The 16,832-nt window shown below is 66.6% G+C and carries 16 protein-coding genes; 10 read left to right on the top strand and 6 right to left on the bottom strand.

Features of this window, described 5'->3' with window-relative positions; translation table 11 throughout:
* Positions 1 to 27 precede the first annotated feature (27 nt).
* Positions 28 to 441 carry a DUF4398 domain-containing protein gene (locus IAE34_RS11435; protein ID WP_200139064.1) on the bottom strand — a complete coding sequence of 138 codons (414 nt, stop codon included), beginning with the start codon at positions 439 to 441 and terminating at the stop codon, positions 28 to 30.
* Positions 442 to 819: 378 nt separating this feature from the next.
* On the opposite strand from IAE34_RS11435, the gene ppc reads away from it, so the two are divergent.
* The 7 genes from ppc (at position 820) to IAE34_RS11400 (ending at position 8,105) form a co-directional block, all read left to right on the top strand.
* Complete coding sequence (gene ppc, locus IAE34_RS11430; RefSeq protein ID WP_200139063.1) at positions 820 to 3,447, top strand: phosphoenolpyruvate carboxylase; 2,628 nt, start codon at positions 820 to 822, stop codon at positions 3,445 to 3,447.
* A gap of 257 nt (positions 3,448 to 3,704) precedes the next feature.
* Positions 3,705 to 4,355, top strand: a complete 651-nt coding sequence (gene adk / locus IAE34_RS11425) for an adenylate kinase (protein ID WP_200139062.1) — start codon at positions 3,705 to 3,707, stop codon at positions 4,353 to 4,355.
* Between the two features lie 90 nt (positions 4,356 to 4,445).
* Positions 4,446 to 5,114 (top strand): tRNA (adenosine(37)-N6)-threonylcarbamoyltransferase complex dimerization subunit type 1 TsaB, encoded by a 669-nt coding sequence (gene tsaB, locus IAE34_RS11420; RefSeq protein WP_200139061.1) that lies wholly within the window; start codon positions 4,446 to 4,448, stop codon positions 5,112 to 5,114.
* 129 nt (positions 5,115 to 5,243) lie between these two features.
* The gene (locus IAE34_RS11415) at positions 5,244 to 5,531 is read left to right on the top strand and encodes a hypothetical protein (RefSeq protein WP_200139060.1); all 288 of its coding nucleotides are present in this window, start codon (positions 5,244 to 5,246) and stop codon (positions 5,529 to 5,531) included.
* A gap of 3 nt (positions 5,532 to 5,534) precedes the next feature.
* Positions 5,535 to 6,404, top strand: coding sequence for a DUF72 domain-containing protein (locus IAE34_RS11410; RefSeq protein WP_200139059.1), 870 nt, complete (start codon positions 5,535 to 5,537; stop codon positions 6,402 to 6,404).
* Between the two features lie 171 nt (positions 6,405 to 6,575).
* Positions 6,576 to 7,406 carry an isocitrate lyase/PEP mutase family protein gene (locus tag IAE34_RS11405; RefSeq protein WP_200139058.1) on the top strand — a complete coding sequence of 277 codons (831 nt, stop codon included), beginning with the start codon at positions 6,576 to 6,578 and terminating at the stop codon, positions 7,404 to 7,406.
* A 6-nt stretch (positions 7,407 to 7,412) separates the two neighbouring features.
* Positions 7,413 to 8,105 (top strand): extensin-like domain-containing protein, encoded by a 693-nt coding sequence (locus tag IAE34_RS11400; RefSeq protein WP_325100989.1) that lies wholly within the window; start codon positions 7,413 to 7,415, stop codon positions 8,103 to 8,105.
* Between the two features lies 1 nt (position 8,106).
* Here the strand turns inward: IAE34_RS11400 and IAE34_RS11395 are convergent, their stop codons facing one another.
* The gene (locus tag IAE34_RS11395; RefSeq protein WP_200139057.1) at positions 8,107 to 8,730 is read right to left on the bottom strand and encodes an energy transducer TonB; all 624 of its coding nucleotides are present in this window, start codon (positions 8,728 to 8,730) and stop codon (positions 8,107 to 8,109) included.
* Between the two features lie 94 nt (positions 8,731 to 8,824).
* Here IAE34_RS11395 and IAE34_RS11390 point away from each other — a divergent pair, with 94 nt between their 5' ends.
* Positions 8,825 to 9,613, top strand: a complete 789-nt coding sequence (locus tag IAE34_RS11390; protein WP_200139056.1) for a class I SAM-dependent methyltransferase — start codon at positions 8,825 to 8,827, stop codon at positions 9,611 to 9,613.
* On the opposite strand, the gene IAE34_RS11385 is transcribed toward IAE34_RS11390, so the two are convergent.
* A complete protein-coding gene (locus IAE34_RS11385) occupies positions 9,614 to 10,291 on the bottom strand; it encodes a TetR/AcrR family transcriptional regulator (protein ID WP_325100992.1) in 678 nt (225 codons plus the stop codon).
* Between the two features lie 144 nt (positions 10,292 to 10,435).
* Here IAE34_RS11385 and IAE34_RS11380 point away from each other — a divergent pair, with 144 nt between their 5' ends.
* Complete coding sequence (locus tag IAE34_RS11380) at positions 10,436 to 11,533, top strand: efflux RND transporter periplasmic adaptor subunit (RefSeq protein WP_200139054.1); 1,098 nt, start codon at positions 10,436 to 10,438, stop codon at positions 11,531 to 11,533.
* Between the two features lie 6 nt (positions 11,534 to 11,539).
* The gene (locus IAE34_RS11375) at positions 11,540 to 14,599 is read left to right on the top strand and encodes an efflux RND transporter permease subunit (protein ID WP_200139053.1); all 3,060 of its coding nucleotides are present in this window, start codon (positions 11,540 to 11,542) and stop codon (positions 14,597 to 14,599) included.
* Here the strand turns inward: IAE34_RS11375 and IAE34_RS11370 are convergent.
* From IAE34_RS11370 to IAE34_RS11360, 3 genes are all read right to left on the bottom strand, one after another.
* Entirely contained in the window at positions 14,596 to 15,288 is a 693-nt protein-coding gene (locus IAE34_RS11370) for a pseudouridine synthase (protein WP_200139052.1), read from the bottom strand. The two genes, IAE34_RS11375 and IAE34_RS11370, sit on opposite strands and share 4 nt — an antisense overlap.
* Before the next feature lie 9 nt (positions 15,289 to 15,297).
* Positions 15,298 to 15,519: a cysteine-rich CWC family protein gene (locus IAE34_RS11365; RefSeq protein WP_200139051.1), complete on the bottom strand. Its 222-nt coding sequence runs from the start codon at positions 15,517 to 15,519 to the stop codon at positions 15,298 to 15,300.
* A 123-nt stretch (positions 15,520 to 15,642) separates the two neighbouring features.
* Positions 15,643 to 16,764: an enoyl-CoA hydratase/isomerase family protein gene (locus tag IAE34_RS11360; RefSeq protein ID WP_200139050.1), complete on the bottom strand. Its 1,122-nt coding sequence runs from the start codon at positions 16,762 to 16,764 to the stop codon at positions 15,643 to 15,645.
* Positions 16,765 to 16,832 lie beyond the last annotated feature (68 nt).

Genomic DNA, 16,832 nt, shown 5'->3' with positions numbered 1-16,832 from the left:
GAAGGCAGTAGGCAGGCTAGGCAGGTCTTACTGGACGCTGCGCAGACCTTCCTCACGGACATCCTTGACGCCCTGGCGAGCATCCTGGACGGCTTTCTGGGCCTTGGCTGCCTGCGCCTTGCGCTCGGCGACACGTGCATCCCACTCGGCCTGTTCGGCCAGGATCTTGGCTTGCTCGTATTTCTTGTCATGCATGGCGATTTCCGCCTGCTTGAACTTGTCCTGCGCAGCTTTCATCTCGACTGCCGCGAACTCGGTACCGCCGGCGCTGACCGCGGAATTCACAGCGGACTGGGTCACGGCGTACTGCTCGGTCGGCGGGTTGCCGGCACAGCCAGCCAGAACCAGGCTGCTGCCCAGGGCCAGTGCGGCCAGTTTCAGCCCGCGCAGTGAGTTGGACGGGAAGGTTGCGGTGCGGGTCTTCATGGTGGTCAACTCCATTGGAACACTCCTGATAACGATGTCCGTGACAGTCCATCGCTCCCTGACATCACCTTGGTGTGGGCCGGTGCACCAAACACCATGGGCGCAGGGTTTTTGCGTGATGGCTATTGGCTCCGACTGGAGCGGTTGAGGAATAGTTCAGAAAAAACTTAGCTAGGCAATACAAGTTTTTCTGACTGTTCGGTCAGCCAGATCCATCCGTGTAAACGGACGAATCGTCCATACCTGTACGGTGTCTGTGTTCAGAACAACGCTGCGCTTCAATAGTTGCATTGGTGTGCACCGACTTGTCTTGGCGTGCCACTGTGGGCACTCTTGAAGTGACAGCCGGGCAGCAGCGCGGGCTCCCGCGCGCCAACGCGACAAGGAAAGCTAATGACCGATATCGATGTGCGCTTGCGTGAAGATGTCCACTTGCTCGGCGAACTGCTGGGTGAAACCATCCGCCAGCAGTACGGTGACGGATTCCTGCAGAAGATCGAGGCCATTCGTCACAGCGCCAAGGCAGATCGCCGTGGGGCCGGCGAGCGGTTGAGTTCGACCCTCGACGATCTGGCCGACGACGAATTGCTGCCGGTCGCGCGTGCGTTCAACCAGTTTCTCAACCTGGCCAACATCGCCGAGCAGTACCAGTTGATCCATCGGCGTGGCGCCGACCAGCCCGCGCCGTTCGAGGATCGTGCGCTGCCGGAGCTGCTCGCGCGGTTGCGTGGGGTTGGCCACCACGGCCCGACCCTGGCTCGGCAATTGGCCGAGCTGGACATCGAGCTGGTGCTCACCGCTCATCCCACCGAGGTGGCACGGCGAACCTTGATCCAGAAGTACGACGCCATCGCCGCCCAGCTCACGGCCCAGGACCACCGCGACCTGACCCCGAACGAGCGCCAGCAGATTCGCGAGCGGCTGCGCCGGTTGATCGCTGAAGCCTGGCACACCGAGGAAATTCGCCGCACTCGCCCAACACCGGTGGACGAGGCCAAATGGGGCTTCGCTGTGATCGAGCATTCCTTGTGGCAGGCGATCCCCAGCCACCTGCGCAAGGTCGACCAGGCGCTGTTCGAGGCGACGGGCGAACGTCTGCCGCTGCACGCGGCGCCGATACGCTTCGCGTCGTGGATGGGCGGCGATCGCGACGGCAACCCCAATGTCACCGCGCCAGTCACCCGCGAAGTGCTGCTGCTGGCGCGCTGGATGGCGGCGGACCTGTTCCTGCGCGACATCGATGCGCTGGCCGCCGAGCTGTCCATGCAGCAGGCCAGCTCGGCGTTGCGTGCTCAGGTCGGAGACAGCGCCGAGCCCTATCGTGCCGCGCTCAAGCAGTTGCGCGAGCGTCTGCGCGCCACCCGCGCCTGGGCCCAGGCGTCGTTGAGCGAGCCGCAGCCTGCCGGTTCACAGGTACTGGCGGACAACGCTGATCTGATCGAGCCCCTGGAGCGCTGCCATCAGTCCCTGCACGACTGTGGCATGGGCGTGATCGCCGATGGCGCGCTGCTCGACTGCCTGCGCCGTGCGGTGACGTTCGGCCTGTTCCTGGTGCGGCTGGACGTGCGACAGGACGCTGCCCGTCACCGCGAGGCGCTGTCGGAGATCACCGAGTACCTGGGATTGGGCCGCTATGCCGACTGGGACGAGGAACGGCGCATCGACTTCCTGCAGACGGAGCTGGCCAATCGGCGCCCCTTGCTGCCTCGCTCCTTCGCGCCCGAGCCCGACACCGCCGAGGTGCTGGCGACCTGTCGCGAGATCGCCAATGCGCCAGCGGCCTCGCTGGGTTCCTACGTGATCTCAATGGCCGGTGCGGCCTCCGATGTGCTGGCGGTGCAGCTGCTGCTCAAGGAGGCTGGGCTGACCCGGCCGATGCGCGTGGTGCCGTTGTTCGAAACCTTGGCCGACCTGGACAATGCGGGGCCGGTGATGCAGCGTCTGCTGGGATTGCCCGGTTACCGCGACGGGCTGCACGGCCCGCAGGAAGTGATGATCGGCTACTCGGACTCGGCCAAGGACGCCGGCACCACAGCGGCGGCCTGGGCGCAGTACCGCGCCCAGGAGAACCTGGTACGTATCTGCCGCGAGCATCAGGTCGAGCTGTTGCTGTTCCATGGCCGGGGCGGCACGGTAGGGCGCGGTGGCGGTCCTGCCCATGCGGCCATCCTGTCGCAGCCGCCAGGATCGGTCGCCGGACGGTTTCGTACCACCGAGCAGGGCGAGATGATCCGCTTCAAGTTCGGTCTGCCGGGCATCGCCGAGCAGAACCTCAACCTGTACCTGGCGGCGGTGCTGGAAGCCACGCTGCTGCCGCCGCCACCGCCCGAGCCCGCTTGGCGCGAGGTGATGGACCAGCTGGCCGCCGACGGCGTGCAGGCCTATCGGGCGGTGGTGCGCGAGAACCCTGACTTCGTCGAATACTTCCGCCAATCCACGCCTGAGCAGGAACTGGGTCGTCTACCGCTGGGCAGCCGCCCAGCCAAACGCCGTGCTGGCGGCATCGAAAGCCTGCGGGCGATTCCGTGGATCTTCGGCTGGACCCAGACGCGCCTGATGCTGCCTGCCTGGCTGGGCTGGGAGACGGCGCTGGGCAACGCCCTGGCGCGCGGCCAAGGCGAGTTGCTGGCGCAGATGCGCGCCCAGTGGCCGTTCTTCCGCACGCGCATCGACATGCTGGAGATGGTCCTGGCCAAGGCCGACGCGCAGATCGCCAAGGCCTACGACGAACGTCTGGTGCAACCGCAACTGCTGGCACTGGGGGCGCATCTGCGCGACCTATTGTCGCAGTCGTGCGACATCGTGTTGAGCCTCACCGGCCAGCCGGTGCTACTGGCGCACAGCCCGGAGACGCTGGAATTCATCAGCCTGCGCAATACCTACCTGGACCCCTTGCACCAGCTGCAGGCCGAGCTGCTGGCCCGCTCTCGGGTGCGCGAAGCCGCGCTGGACAGCCCGCTGGAGCAGGCCCTGCTGGTGACCGTGGCAGGTATCGCGGCGGGTTTGCGCAACACCGGTTGAGTGATCGAGCCCCCGTTCGACAGGTTACTGCACGATCGCTTCGAGCAGGTGGAGCGGGGCAGGTTGCGATGGGCGCAACCTGCCCTGAAACAGCGCACGAAGCGGACATTCGTGCCACTTTGCAACGCTTGTCTGGCTGCCGGGCGCTGTGTATCTTGAGCAGCCTTTCGACCGAATTTCCGGTCTTCCCGATTGTCCGGATTCGGCCCTGACTGCCGAATCCACCGATTTGCTATAAAAACTATGAGGAGCACAAGATGCGCGTAATCCTGCTGGGAGCTCCCGGGGCCGGTAAAGGTACTCAGGCAAAGTTCATCACCGAGAAATTCGGTATTCCGCAGATTTCCACCGGTGACATGCTGCGTGCCGCGGTCAAGGCAGGCACCCCGCTGGGTCTGCAACTGAAGGTGGTCATGGACAGCGGCGATCTGGTCTCCGACGAATTGATCATTGGCTTGGTCAAGGAGCGCATCGCCCAGCCCGACTGCGCCAACGGCTGCCTGTTCGACGGCTTCCCACGCACCATTCCGCAGGCCGAAGCCATGGTCGCGGCAGGCGTCGAAATCGATGCCGTGGTGGAAATCGCCGTCGACGACGAGGAAATCGTCAGTCGCGTAGCCGGTCGCCGTGTGCACCTGGCCTCGGGCCGCACCTACCACATCCAGCACAACCCGCCCAAGGTCGAGGGCCTGGACGATGTCACCGGTGAAGCGTTGATCCAGCGCGAGGATGACAGCGAAGAGACCGTGCGTAATCGTCTGGCGGTCTATCACAACCAGACCAAACCGCTGGTGGACTTCTACCAGCAGCTGTCCAAAGCCAACCATGGCAAGCCGCGTTATGCGCACATCGAAGGCGTCGGCTCGGTGGACTCGATCACCCAGAAGGTGCTCGCCGCGTTGAACTGATCATCGCCTGCAGTGCACCACGGCCCGCTTGCGGGCCGTTGTCGTTTATACTGCCGGCCTTTTCCATTCCGACCCCTGGATACACCTCAGATGACCACCCTGCTGGCCCTCGATACCGCCACCGAAGCCTGCTCCGTCGCCCTGTTGCACGACGGCCAGACGATCAGCCATTACGAGGTGATCCCGCGTCAGCACGCCCAGAAACTGCTGCCGATGATCCAGCAGCTGCTCGCCGATGCTGGCCTGGCCCTGAGCGCGGTGGATGCCATCGCTTTCGGCCGCGGGCCGGGCGCTTTCACTGGCGTGCGCATCGCCATCGGCGTGGTTCAGGGGCTGGCGTTCGCGCTCGACCGGCCCGTGCTGCCTGTATCGAATCTTGCCGCCTTGGCCCAGGGCGCGTTGCGTCAGCACGGTGTGCGCCAGGTGGCGGCGGCCATCGATGCACGCATGGATGAAGTCTATTGGGGCTGTTACCAGGCCCAAGGCGATGAAATGCGCCTGCTGTTGCCCGAGCAGGTGATCGCCCCCGAGCGCGTGGCCTTGCCCGAGGGCGGCTCGTGGTTCGGTGCAGGCACCGGATGGGGTTATGGCGAACGCCTGGGCGTACAGGTTCAGGGCAGCGACCCCCAGGCCCTGCCTCATGCACAGGACATCCTCAGCCTGGCAGCCCATGGCTGGGCACGGGGCGAGGCGATGGCCGCCGACCAGGCGCAGCCGGTTTATCTGCGCGACAACGTGGCCACGCCCAAGGCGCGCTGATTGCCCTTCGTCGGCTAGTGCGGTTGGAGATAAACATTTGCGCGAAACTGTGGTCCAGTTATCACGGGCGCATTGGTGATGAAAGCCGGATGCTGCTAGATTGCCATCACTGCTTCTGAGTGCATCGCCATGCGCATCGACGGTTTCTCCCCACAGTCCTATCCGGTCAAGCGCGCCCCGCGCAAGGGGCCGGTGCGTGACGAGTCGATCGAAGACGCGCAGCTGATCGAGGACGGCGAAGCCGAACAGGTGGCCCGTGCCCAGCGCCGCAGTGCAGGCCTGCCCGCCCGGCAACAGGACATGATCTTTCCGCGGGCCCGCGATCGTCGAACGGCTACTGCCTTGGCCAGCTATCTGAGTACCGCCGGTTTCAGTGACTGGGAGATGGAAGTGCTCGGTCTGGACCTGTACATTTGAGCGATGACCCCATCGCCGCTGCCTTATCACCTTGGTTGCCCGTCCTGGAGCGAAAACGCCTGGCGTGACTACCTCTATCCTGCCGATTCGCGCACCCACGATTTCCTCGGCCTGTATTGCCAGGTCTTCAATGCGGTGGAAGGCAACACCACCTTTTATGCCCGTCCTGCAGCCACCACCGTGGAGCGCTGGGCGCAGGTGATGCCGGCGGATTTCCGCTTCACCGCCAAGTTTCCCCGTGAAGTCAGCCACTGCGATGATCTGCGTGGGCAACTGGAGTCGGCGGCCGACTTCACTCGGCTGATGGCGCCGCTGGGCGCACGGGTGGCGCCTTACTGGCTGCAATTGCCGGCCTCCTTCGGACCAGGACGGTTGGCAGAGCTGAGCCAGTTCATCGAACAGGTCGGCGTGCCGCTGGCCGTAGAGGTGCGCCACGACGCCTTTTTCGCCCGCGGCGAGGAAGAACGGGCGCTGAACCGGCTGCTGCTTGCCCATGACGTCGAGCGGATCTGCCTCGATCCACGGGCGCTGTTCAGTTGCACTTCGCGGTCACCCGAAGTGCTGCATGCCCAGTCCAAGAAACCCAAGGTGCCGCCCAGGCCCGCCGCCTTCAGCGACACGCCACAGGTACGCTTCATCGGGCATCCGGAGTTGGCGGCCAACGAGCCGTTTCTCACGCCTTGGGTGGACAAGCTCGCCGAGTGGATCGAAGCGGGCCGGCGTCCCTACATCTTTCTGCACACGGCGGACAACTACCTGGCCGCCGCCTTGGCACAGCGCTTTCACCAACGCCTGATGGCGCGTCTGCCGGGTCTGGCGGCCTTGCCGGAGCTGCCGCGTGCGCCCGAGATCGAACAACTGGACCTGCTCTAGGGTCTGTCTGAAAGGTACCTGCACCACGTTCGGCAAGCCGAGGCGATGCGATCGGGCACGTGTGAGGACGGACATGAGTTGATCGCACTCCCGTTCAACGTCGCACCGGCGAATGCGGATATCCTTCGCACACAGCCCAATGCCCCTCTAGACCCTGCCGGAGATGTGATCATGGATGTGCAAACCCTGCGAGCCGAGTCCTTCAAGGCGCTGCATGCGCGTGAGGGTGCTTTCGTCATGGCCAACCCCTGGGATGCCGGATCGGCACGTATGCTCGCCGCGCTGGGTTTCGAAGCCCTGGGAACCACCAGTGCCGGCCTGGCTTTCAGCCTTGGCAGGCCGGATGCGGAGGGCGCACTGAGCCTCGATGAAGTGCTGGACAATGCCCGCGGCATCGTCGATGCAACGGCGCTGCCGGTGTCCGGCGATCTGGAGAACGGCTATGGCGATGAACCGCAGGCCTGCGCCGCAGCCATTCTGCGTGCGGCCGAGGTGGGGCTGGTCGGCGCCTCGATCGAAGACGCCACGGGTCGGCCCGACGCCCCCATCTACGACCTCGGTCAGGCGGTCGAGCGGGTGAGGGCGGCGGTGCAGGCCGCACGCAGCCTGGCGTTTCCCTTCACCCTCTGTGCCCGTGCCGAGAACCTGCTGCATGGACGCCTGGACCTGGACGACACCATCGCTCGTCTGCAGGCGTTCGCTGCGGCCGGAGCCGATGTACTGTATGCACCGGGTCTGCGAACCGCCGAAGAGGTACGTGCGGTGGTGCAGGCGGTGGCACCCACGCCGGTGAACGTCCTGATGGGTCTGGCGGGCGTGCCATTGGGCGTGAATCAGTTGCAGGACCTGGGCGTGCGGCGCATCAGTGTGGGTTCTTCCCTGGCCCGCGCTGCATTGGGCGCCTTCCAGCGCGCGGCGCTGGAAATTCGCGAGCAGGGCACGTTCAGCTACGCCGAGCAGACCTTGCCCTTCGCTGACCTCAACGACCTGCTGCGCCGCTGACAGGCCGTGCGCCTGTTCGCGCTGGTGCTCTGCGGCCTGCTGCTGGCAGGCGTCCAGGCCTGGCACCTGGGATGGCGGCCACCCATGCAATGGAATCCCTGGGCGCCGCTGGATGTGCGTCAGCCGCCTAACCTGCTAACGGCCTGGAAACTGTCGCGCCTGCGCGATGATCCAGCGTTGTGCCAGCAGACCCTGCGCACCTCCGGGATGCGCTATCGCGAGCAGGCCGACAGCAGCCCTGGGGCCGATTGTCCATTGAGCAACGTGTGGCGCGTGCAAAGCGGGGCCCAGACGCGCCTGAGCAGCAGCTTCCTGGCCAGTTGTCCCCTGGCGGTGGCCTACGCACTGTTCGAAATTCACGGCCTGCAACCGGCGGCCCAGCGTGCCTTCGGCCAGCCGGTGACGCAGGTGGATCACGTCGGCAGCTTCGCCTGCCGCAACGTGTATCACCGTCAACAGGGCCGGCGCAGCCAGCACGCCACGGCCAACGCGCTGGACATCAGCGGTTTTCGCCTCGAGGACGGCCAGCGCATCGTGCTCGCCCGCGACTGGCAGGGAAACGGCGCCAAGGCGCAGTTCCTGCGCGAAGTGCGCGATGCGGCGTGCGTGAGTTTCAACACTGTGCTCGGTCCGGACTACAACGCGGCCCACGCCAACCACTTTCACCTGGACATGGGACCCTGGCGCGCCTGTCGCTGATTCAGGCGCAGGCGCGCACGTTGTTCAACACCACCGGACGAGCCCACTGCACGTCGAAGGCCAGGTCGTGCTGTTGCCGGGCCAGGGTGGTCTCGTCGAACGGTTCGGCTGCGGGTTCGAGCAGCGCCGGCTCCAGCTCGGCGATGGGCAGGTGCAGGGGGCGGGGCGAAGGCGCCGGTCCAGGGGCCGGAGCAGGATGCCCCCGGCGCATCACCTGCGGGCGCAGCCAGCTGCCGTCCAGGTCGAGCTGACGCTGTTGGGCGATCAGTTCGCTGGCGCTGAACGGCTCGGGCGCCGGTGGCAGCAAGCGGGCTTCGAGCTCGGCCTTGGGCAGGAACAGCGGCTCGGGAGGGCGTACTTCCTGCTCCTGCACCGGCAAGGCGCGCTGGATTTCGATCAACGCCAAGGCCTTGGCACCGCCCAGGGGCTCGCCACTTTCACGGTCGACCTGCTGGCCCAGCGCCTGGCTGAAGCTGTCCTGCTCGTCCTCGGAGCGCTCGGCCATGGCGCGGGCGAAGAAATCCTGCCACAGGTGGCTGACGCCACCGAGGGCCTGGGAATTCTGCCGACCGTAGTTGCCGACAGGCGACAAGTAGGTCAAGCCGATGGGGAGAGTTTCTGACATGGCGAGTCGCGCGCGTTGGGCTCTGGCAGAATAGCGGATAGAGCATCTATCGGCCGAGGCCGGGGTTTCCTTAATCTTTTCGAGTACGGGTGGGATGGCAGAGCAAGAACACGGCAGCGGGATCCGCGTGGAGGCGTTGGACGCCTCGTTCCAGGCGCAGGCCCAGCAATGGGCCCAGCGTCTGCAGTTGCCACTGGACGACGACACCGCGCAGTTCGCCTTGCAGGTGGGCGCAGAGGGGCTGCAGTTGCAGCAGTTGGGGCCGCAGGCGCCGGGCCCTGTGCGGGTCGATTTCGTCGAGGGTCAGGCGGCACACCGGCGTCTGTTCGGTGGCGGCAGCGGGCAGATGATCGCCAAGGCGGTCGGCATCGCCCAAGGCGTGCGGCCGCAGGTGCTCGATGCCACGGCGGGCCTGGGCAAGGATGCGTTCGTGCTGGCCAGCCTGGGTTGCCAGATGACCCTCATCGAGCGCCAGCCGCTGATCGCCGCGTTGCTCGAAGACGGTCTGGCGCGAGGCCGTGCCGACGGCGAAGTGGCGCCGATCGTCGAGCGTATGCCCCTGCTCACCGGCAATGCCATCGCGCTCATGCAGGCCTGGCAGGGCGAGGCGCCGCAGGTGATCTATCTCGATCCGATGTTTCCGCACCGGGACAAGAGCGCGCTGGTGAAAAAGGAAATGCGCGTGTTCAGGCCCCTGGTCGGCGACGACCTGGACGCCCCGGCGCTGCTCGAAGCCGCCCTGGCGCTGGCTTCCCACCGGGTAGTGGTCAAGCGCCCGCGCAAGGCGCCGATCATCGAAGGTGCCAAACCGAGCCATAGCCTGGAAGGCAAGTCCAGCCGCTATGACATCTATCCGAAGAAGGCCCTCAAGGCGCAGGGCTGATCAAGATGCCGGCAGGCGCTGTTCGGCGCCTCGGCGATCACTGCGGTAGCCCCGTACGAACAGCTCGACCACCGCCTGCAGGTGCGCCTCGGCCTCGTCTCCGGTCAGCGCCGGGGCGCAGCCGAGCAGCAAGCGGTAGTCCGGCGCGCCCTTGAGCAGGCTGAAGAACTGCTCGGCCGCCGTGCGTGGGCAGGCGATATCCAGCAGGCCCTTGCGGTGGGCATCGCGCAACAGCCCCTCCATGCCGGCCAGTACCCGCTTCGGACCGGCCTCGTAGAAGCACTGCCCCAGGTGCGGATCCTGGCTGCCCAGCGCCATGACCAGGCGAGTCAGCTTCACCGATTCCTCGCTGCTGATCAGCGCCTGGAATCCACGGGCTATGCTCAGCAGGGTTTCGTCGAGGGGCGCGTCGTCGGCCCGCTCGAAGATCAGGTCGGGCAATTGCGTCTGACAGGTGGCCATCACCGCCGTACCGAACAGGCTTCGCTTGTCGTTGAAATGGCTGTACACCGTCAGTTTGGACACACCGGCTGCCGCTGCGACCGCGTCCATGCTGGTGTTGGCGTAGCCAAGGCTTAGAAACAGCGATTTGGCGGCGTCGAGGATGGCCTGGCGCTTGGTCTGATCCTTGGGCCGACCGGGGCCGGTAGGGGCATCGTTGGGCATTGCGGTCCTTATGGATGAACGGGGCGCTCATTGTACGAAGTCCAGGCGCCGATCGGGATTTCTCTGTGGCAGCCGCTTCCCCGCTTCGGTTCCCTGATTTATTATACCCATCGGTTCAATTATTGTTCGTCAATCGCCAAGGAAGGGTCACCCACCATGTTGCGCCATGCACTGCCTGCCGTGCCGCTCGCCTGTGTCCTGTTGCTCACTGCCTGCAGCGCGGAGGTGGCAGCGCCACCGGCGCCGCGTCCTGCGTTGGTGATCCAGCCGCGCGCCGCCCTGGCCGCTGCCGAGAGCTACCCCGGCGAGGTGCGTGCCCGGTTCGAGCCGGCGCTGGCGTTTCGTATCGCCGGGAAGGTCAGCAAACGCCTGGTCGAAGAAGGGCAGCGGGTCAAGGCCAACCAGCCCCTGGCCGAGCTGGATCCGCAGGATGTGCGCCTGCAGCTGGACGCGACCCGGGCGCAGTTGGCTGCGGCCGAGGCCAACCTGGCCCTGGTACGCGCCGAACGCGACCGCTACCAGCGCCTGTTCGAACGGCAGATGGTCAGCCATTCGCTCTACGACAACGCCGAAAATCTGTATCGCGCCGGGCTGGCGCGTCTCAAGCAGGCCAAGGCCGAGATGGATGTGGCGGGCAACCAGGCGGCCTACGCCGTGCTCCGTGCGCCCCAGGACGGCGTGGTCGCCCAGCGTCTGGTGGAGGTCGGGCAGGTGGTGGCGGCCGGTCAGACCGTGTTCACCCTGGCCGTCGATGGCGAGCGGGAAGTGGCCATCGGCCTGCCCGAGCAACAGTTCACGCGGTTCGCCGTGGGCCAGCCGGTCAGCGTCGAGCTGTGGTCGCATCCGGGCCAGCGCCTGGCCGGGCGCATCCGTGAGCTGTCGCCAGCGGCCGACCCGCGCTCGCGGACCTTCGCCGCGCGAGTGGCCTTCGCTTCGGCGCAGAGCCCAGCGCAATTGGGACAGAGTGCCAAGGTGTACATCGCCGAGGGGCAAGGCGCGTCGCTGGCCGTGCCGCTATCGGCGGTCAGCGCCGAGCAGGGGCAGGCCTATGTCTGGCGAGTGGGGCCGGACAACCGCGTGCAACGCGCGCCGGTACGACTGGGCGCTTATGGCGCCGAACGTGTGCCAGTTCTCGCCGGGCTGCAGGCCGACGACTGGGTGGTCGCCGCCGGCGGTCACGTGCTGCGCGAGGGGCAGCAGGTGCGGCCGGTGGACCGCAGCAATCAAGGGGTGCACCTGGCGGCCAAGGAGTAAGTCCGGATGGGGTTCAATCTTTCCGCCTGGGCATTGCGCAATCGCCAGATCGTACTGTTCCTGATGATCTTGCTTGCGGCCATTGGCGCGCTTTCCTACACGAAGCTGGGGCAGAGCGAGGATCCGCCCTTCACCTTCAAGGCCATGGTGATCCGCACCCTGTGGCCGGGAGCGACGGCCGAAGAAGTGGCCCGGCAGGTCACCGAGCGCATCGAGAAAACCCTCATGGAGACCGGTGAGTACGACAAGGTCGTCTCATCCTCGCGCCCCGGGGAGTCGCAGGTCACTTTCATGGCGCGCGATTCGTTGGAGTCTGCCGACATTCCCGAGCTCTGGTATCAGGTTCGCAAGAAGATCGCGGACATCCGCCACACCTTGCCGCCGGAAGTCCAGGGCCCGTTCTTCAACGACGAGTTCGGTACCACCTTCGGCAACATCTATGCCTTGAGCGGTGAAGGTTTCGACTATGCCGTGCTCAAGGACTACGCCGACCGCATCCAGATCCAGCTGCAACGGGTCCAGGACGTGGGCAAGGTCGAGCTGCTGGGCCTGCAGGACGAGAAGATCTGGATCGAGTTGTCCAATACCAAGCTGGCCACCCTGGGCCTGTCCCTGGCGGCCGTGCAGCAGGCGCTGCAGGAGCAGAACGCGGTGAGCACCGCCGGCTTCTTCGAGACCCCCAGCGAGCGGCTGCAGCTTCGGGTCAGCGGCCGCTTCGACAGCGTCGAGCAGATCCGTCAGTTTCCCTTGCGGGTGGGCGACAGGACGTTGCGCATCGGCGATGTCGCCCAGGTGCAGCGCGGCTTCGACGATCCCCCGGCGCCACGCATGCGTTTCATGGGCGAAGACGCCATCGGCCTGGCCGTGTCGATGAAGGAAGGCGGCAACATACTCGCCCTGGGCAAGGCGTTGCAGCACGAGTTCACGCGCCTGGCCCGAGACCTGCCGGTGGGCATGGAATTGCGCAAGGTGTCCGACCAGCCGGCAGCGGTGAAGGCGAGTGTCGGCGAGTTCGTGCAGGTGCTGGCCGAAGCCTTGGCCATCGTGTTGCTGGTGAGCTTCTTCTCCCTGGGGCTGCGCACCGGGCTGGTGGTGGCACTGGCGATTCCGCTGGTGCTGGCCATGACCTTCGCCGCCATGCACTACTTCGGCATCGGCCTGCACAAGATCTCCCTGGGCGCGCTGGTGCTGGCGCTGGGCCTGCTGGTGGACGATGCGATCATCGCCGTGGAAATGATGGCGATCAAGATGGAGCAGGGCTACGACCGGCTCAAGGCCGCCAGCTACGCCTGGTCGAGTACGGCCTTCCCGATGCTCACCGGAACCCTGATCACCGCCGCCGGCTTCCTGCCCATCGCCACCGCTGCCAGCAGCACGGGCGAGTACACCCGCTCGCTGTTCCAGGTGGTCACCCTCGCGCTGCTGGCGTCCTGGGTCGCCGCGGTGCTGTTCGTGCCCTACCTGGGCGAGCGCCTGCTGCCGGATCTTTCCAGGACGCAGGGCGCGCACGCCGCCGACCCTTATGCCACGCCCTTCTACCAGCGCGTACGGCGAGTGGTGGGGTGGTGCGTGAGGCGACGCAAGACGGTGATCGTGCTGACGCTCGCCGCCTTCGTCGGCAGCCTGCTGCTGTTCCGGTTCGTGCCCCAGCAGTTCTTCCCGGCCTCGGCCCGGCCAGAGCTGATGATCGACCTCAAGCTGGCCGAGGGCGCTTCGCTGGCCAACACCACCGAGCAGGTGCAGCGGCTCGAGGCGCTGCTCAAGGAGCAGCCGGGTATCGCCAACTACGTGGCCTACATCGGCACCGGCTCGCCGCGCTACTACTTGCCGCTGGACCAGCAACTGCCCGCCACCAGCTTCGCCCAGTTCGTCGTGCTGGCCCGGTCCCTGGAGGACCGCGAGGCCCTGCGGCACTGGGCGATCGGCACCCTCGACGAGGCTTTCCCCGACCTGCGCTGGCGAGTGACACGCCTGGAGAACGGTCCGCCCGTGGGATATCCAGTGCAGTTTCGTCTCACGGGCGAGCACATCGGCACCGTACGGGCGCTGGCGCGCGAGGTGGCCGAGAAGGTGCGTGACAACCCGCACCTGGTCAACGTGCACCTGGACTGGGAGGAACCCAGCAAGGCCGTGTTCCTGGCCATCGATCAGGACCGCGCCCGTGCACTGGGGGTGAGCACGGCCAAGCTCTCCAGCTTCCTGCAGAGTGCGCTCAGCGGCTCTTCGGTGAGCCAGTACCGCGAGGACAACGAGCTGATCGAAATTCTCGTGCGCGGTACTGCCGAAACCCGCCGTGATCTGGGTAGCCTGGCCAGTCTGGCGGTGCCCACCGACAACGGTCGCAGCGTGGCGCTGTCGCAGGTCGCCACGCTCGAATACGGCTTCGAAGAGGGTGTGATCTGGCACCGCGACCGGTTGCCGACGGTAACGGTCAGGGGCGATATCTACGACAAGGAGCAGCCCGACAGTCTGGTGCGCCAGATACTGCCCAGCTTGCAGTCGGTGCGCGAGCGCTTGCCTGAGGGTTACCTGCTGGAGGTCGGCGGCACGGTGGAGGATGCCGACCGCGGCCAGCAGTCGGTGAACGCCGGCATGCCGCTGTTCGTGGTGGTGGTGCTGACCCTGCTGATGGTGCAGTTGCGCAGCTTCTCGCGCACGCTGATGGTGTTCATCACCGCCCCGTTGGGCCTGATCGGCGTCACCCTGTTCCTGCTCGCCTTCGGCCAGCCGTTCGGGTTCGTGGCGATGCTGGGCACCATCGCGCTGGCGGGCATGATCATGCGCAATTCGGTGATCCTGGTCGACCAGATCGAACAGGATATCGCCGCCGGCCTGGACCGCTGGCAGGCGATCATCGAGGCCACCGTACGCCGGCTGCGGCCCATCGTGCTGACGGCGCTGGCAGCGGTGTTGGCGATGATTCCACTGTCGCGCAGCGTGTTCTATGGGCCGATGGCGGTGGCGATCATGGGTGGACTGGTGGTGGCCACGGTGCTCACGCTGCTGTTCCTGCCAGCACTGTACGCGGCCTGGTTCCGGGTGAGGCCCGGCGCCGACGGGCGCTAGACCGCTGCCACCTCGGCGGCGCTCAGGGCCCTGAAGGCGCCGGGCGCCAGGGTGGGGTCCAGCGCGATCGGCCCCATGCGCTCGCGGTGCAGGGCGATGACCTTGTTGTCGAAGTGACCGAACATGCGCTTGACCTGGTGATAGCGCCCCTCGACGATCGCCAGCCGCGCGCTGCGCGGGCCGAGAATGTCGAGCTGGGCGGGTTGTGTGGTGAGGTCCTCGAACGCGAAGTACAGGCCTTGGTGAAAGGTGTCGATGTAGTGCGCGCCGATCTCGTCCTCGGTCTCGACCCGGTACACCTTGGGCAGCTTGGTCGAGGGCTGGGTCAGGCGCCTCGACCACTGGCCGTCGTTGGTCAGGATCAGCAAGCCGGTTGTGTTGTAGTCCAGGCGCCCGGCGATGTGGAGGTCGTCACGCAGCTCGGCTGGCAGCAGGTCGAGCACGGTGGGGTGCTGCGGGTCGCGGGTGGCGCTGACGCAGCCGCCGGGCTTGTGCAGCATCAGGTAGCGGGCCGGGCGGGCGGCCTGCAGCACCTGCCCGTCCACTTCTACCTGGCTGAATTCGCGAACCTCGTGATGGGGATCGGTGATCACCACACCGCCCACGCGCACGCAGCCCAGGGCCAGGAGCCGACGGACCTGCTGGCGGTTGTAGCAGGGCAGGTTGGTGAGAAAACGGTCCAATCGCATGGCCGCGACTCAGCGCGCTGGCCGCTGCCTGGCGGCCTCCAGCTGGTCCTGCACCGCCGCGCAGCGCGGGCACAGGCAGGCTTTGTCGCGCAGCGCCACGGGCAGCGCTTCGAGCACCGCCGGGTCGAGGGTCACGCCGTAGCACCAGCAGGCCTGGGTGGCGCTGCGCGGGTCGGCCAGGGCGCAGTGGTTGGCGGCGCCGCAAGCGAGGCAGCACTGGGTGTCGAGCATGGTCAGGTCCACGAGGTCAGGCGGGTCGTCAGGCAGGTGCGCAGTATAACCGCTGGGACGGGCGCGCCTAGACGGGGTCGCCTAGACGGGGTCGCCTAGACGGGGTCGTCTGCACGGGTGCGGCTATACGGGCGCGGGTGCCCCGAGGTCGGCCAGTGGATGCGCGCCTTCCCACGACTGGTGCAGATGGGCGGCCACTACCGCAGGCGGTATCCTGGCGATGTCCGGCCAATGCCAGCGCGGCTGGTTGTCCTTGTCGATCAGGCGCGCGCGTACCCCTTCGCTGAATTCCGGATGCCGACAACAGTTCAGGCTCATGGCGTATTCCATCTGGAACACCTGAGCCAGGGACAACGTCCGCGCCCGCCGGCGCTGTTCCCACACCAGGTGCCCGGTCAGCGGGCAGCCCTGGCGCACGCGCTCCCCAGCGGCGGCCAGCAGCGGATCGGCGTGCGAGGCCAGGGTGCCGAGGGCCTGCCAGGCGGCCACCGGATCGGCGACGTCGAGCAGCTCGTCGATCATCTCCCGGCGCGGCAGCCACTGGGCCTCGGGCAGTTCGGCGCGGGCACAATGCTGCTCGGCTCGCAGCAGGCTGTTCAATTGCAATCCGGTCTGTTCCTGCCAGTTCAGTTGCAGCAGCTCGTCGATCAGCGCGCCCTGGCGGCCTTCGCCGACGAAGCGATCGGCCAGGCCCAGGTCCAGGGCATCGCGGGCGTTGAGCGGCGAGCCGGTCAAGGCCAGGAACAGCCCCAGCTTGCCGGGCAGTCGGTGCAGGAACGCGCTGGCGCCGACATCCGGGTACAGGCCAATGCTCACCTCGGGCATCGCCAGGCGACTGCTGGGCGTGACGATGCGCACGTTCGCCCCCTGCAGCAGGCCCATGCCGCCGCCCAGCACATGGCCATGGCCCCAGCACAGCAGCGGCTTGGGAAAGTTGTGCAGACGGTGATCGAGGCGGTACTCGCTGGCGAAGAAAGTGGCGGCCAGCGCTGGCACACTGCCGGGCTGCTCGCGGCAGGCCTGGGCGAGGGCGCGCACATCGCCACCTGCGCAGAACGCCTTGGGCCCCTCGCCGCGCAGCAGCACGCAGACGATGCGCGGATCGTCCGCCCAGGCACGCAGTTGCGCATCCAGCGTCTCGATCATCGCCAGCGTGAGGGCGTTGAGGGTCTTGGCGGCCTCCAGAGTGGCGACGCCGATACGGGCGCCATCGACGCCGGTGAGTACCTCGCAGTGCACGGACATGGAATCACCTCCCGCAAATCGTCGGGCAAGTATGGCGGATCCTGCCGATCCTGCCCGCCTTCGGTCGT

The sequence above is a fragment of the Pseudomonas sp. S30 genome (assembly GCF_016518545.1).
Classification (GTDB): Bacteria; Pseudomonadota; Gammaproteobacteria; order Pseudomonadales; family Pseudomonadaceae; genus Aquipseudomonas.
This window is presented reverse-complemented; position numbering and strand designations above follow the sequence as displayed.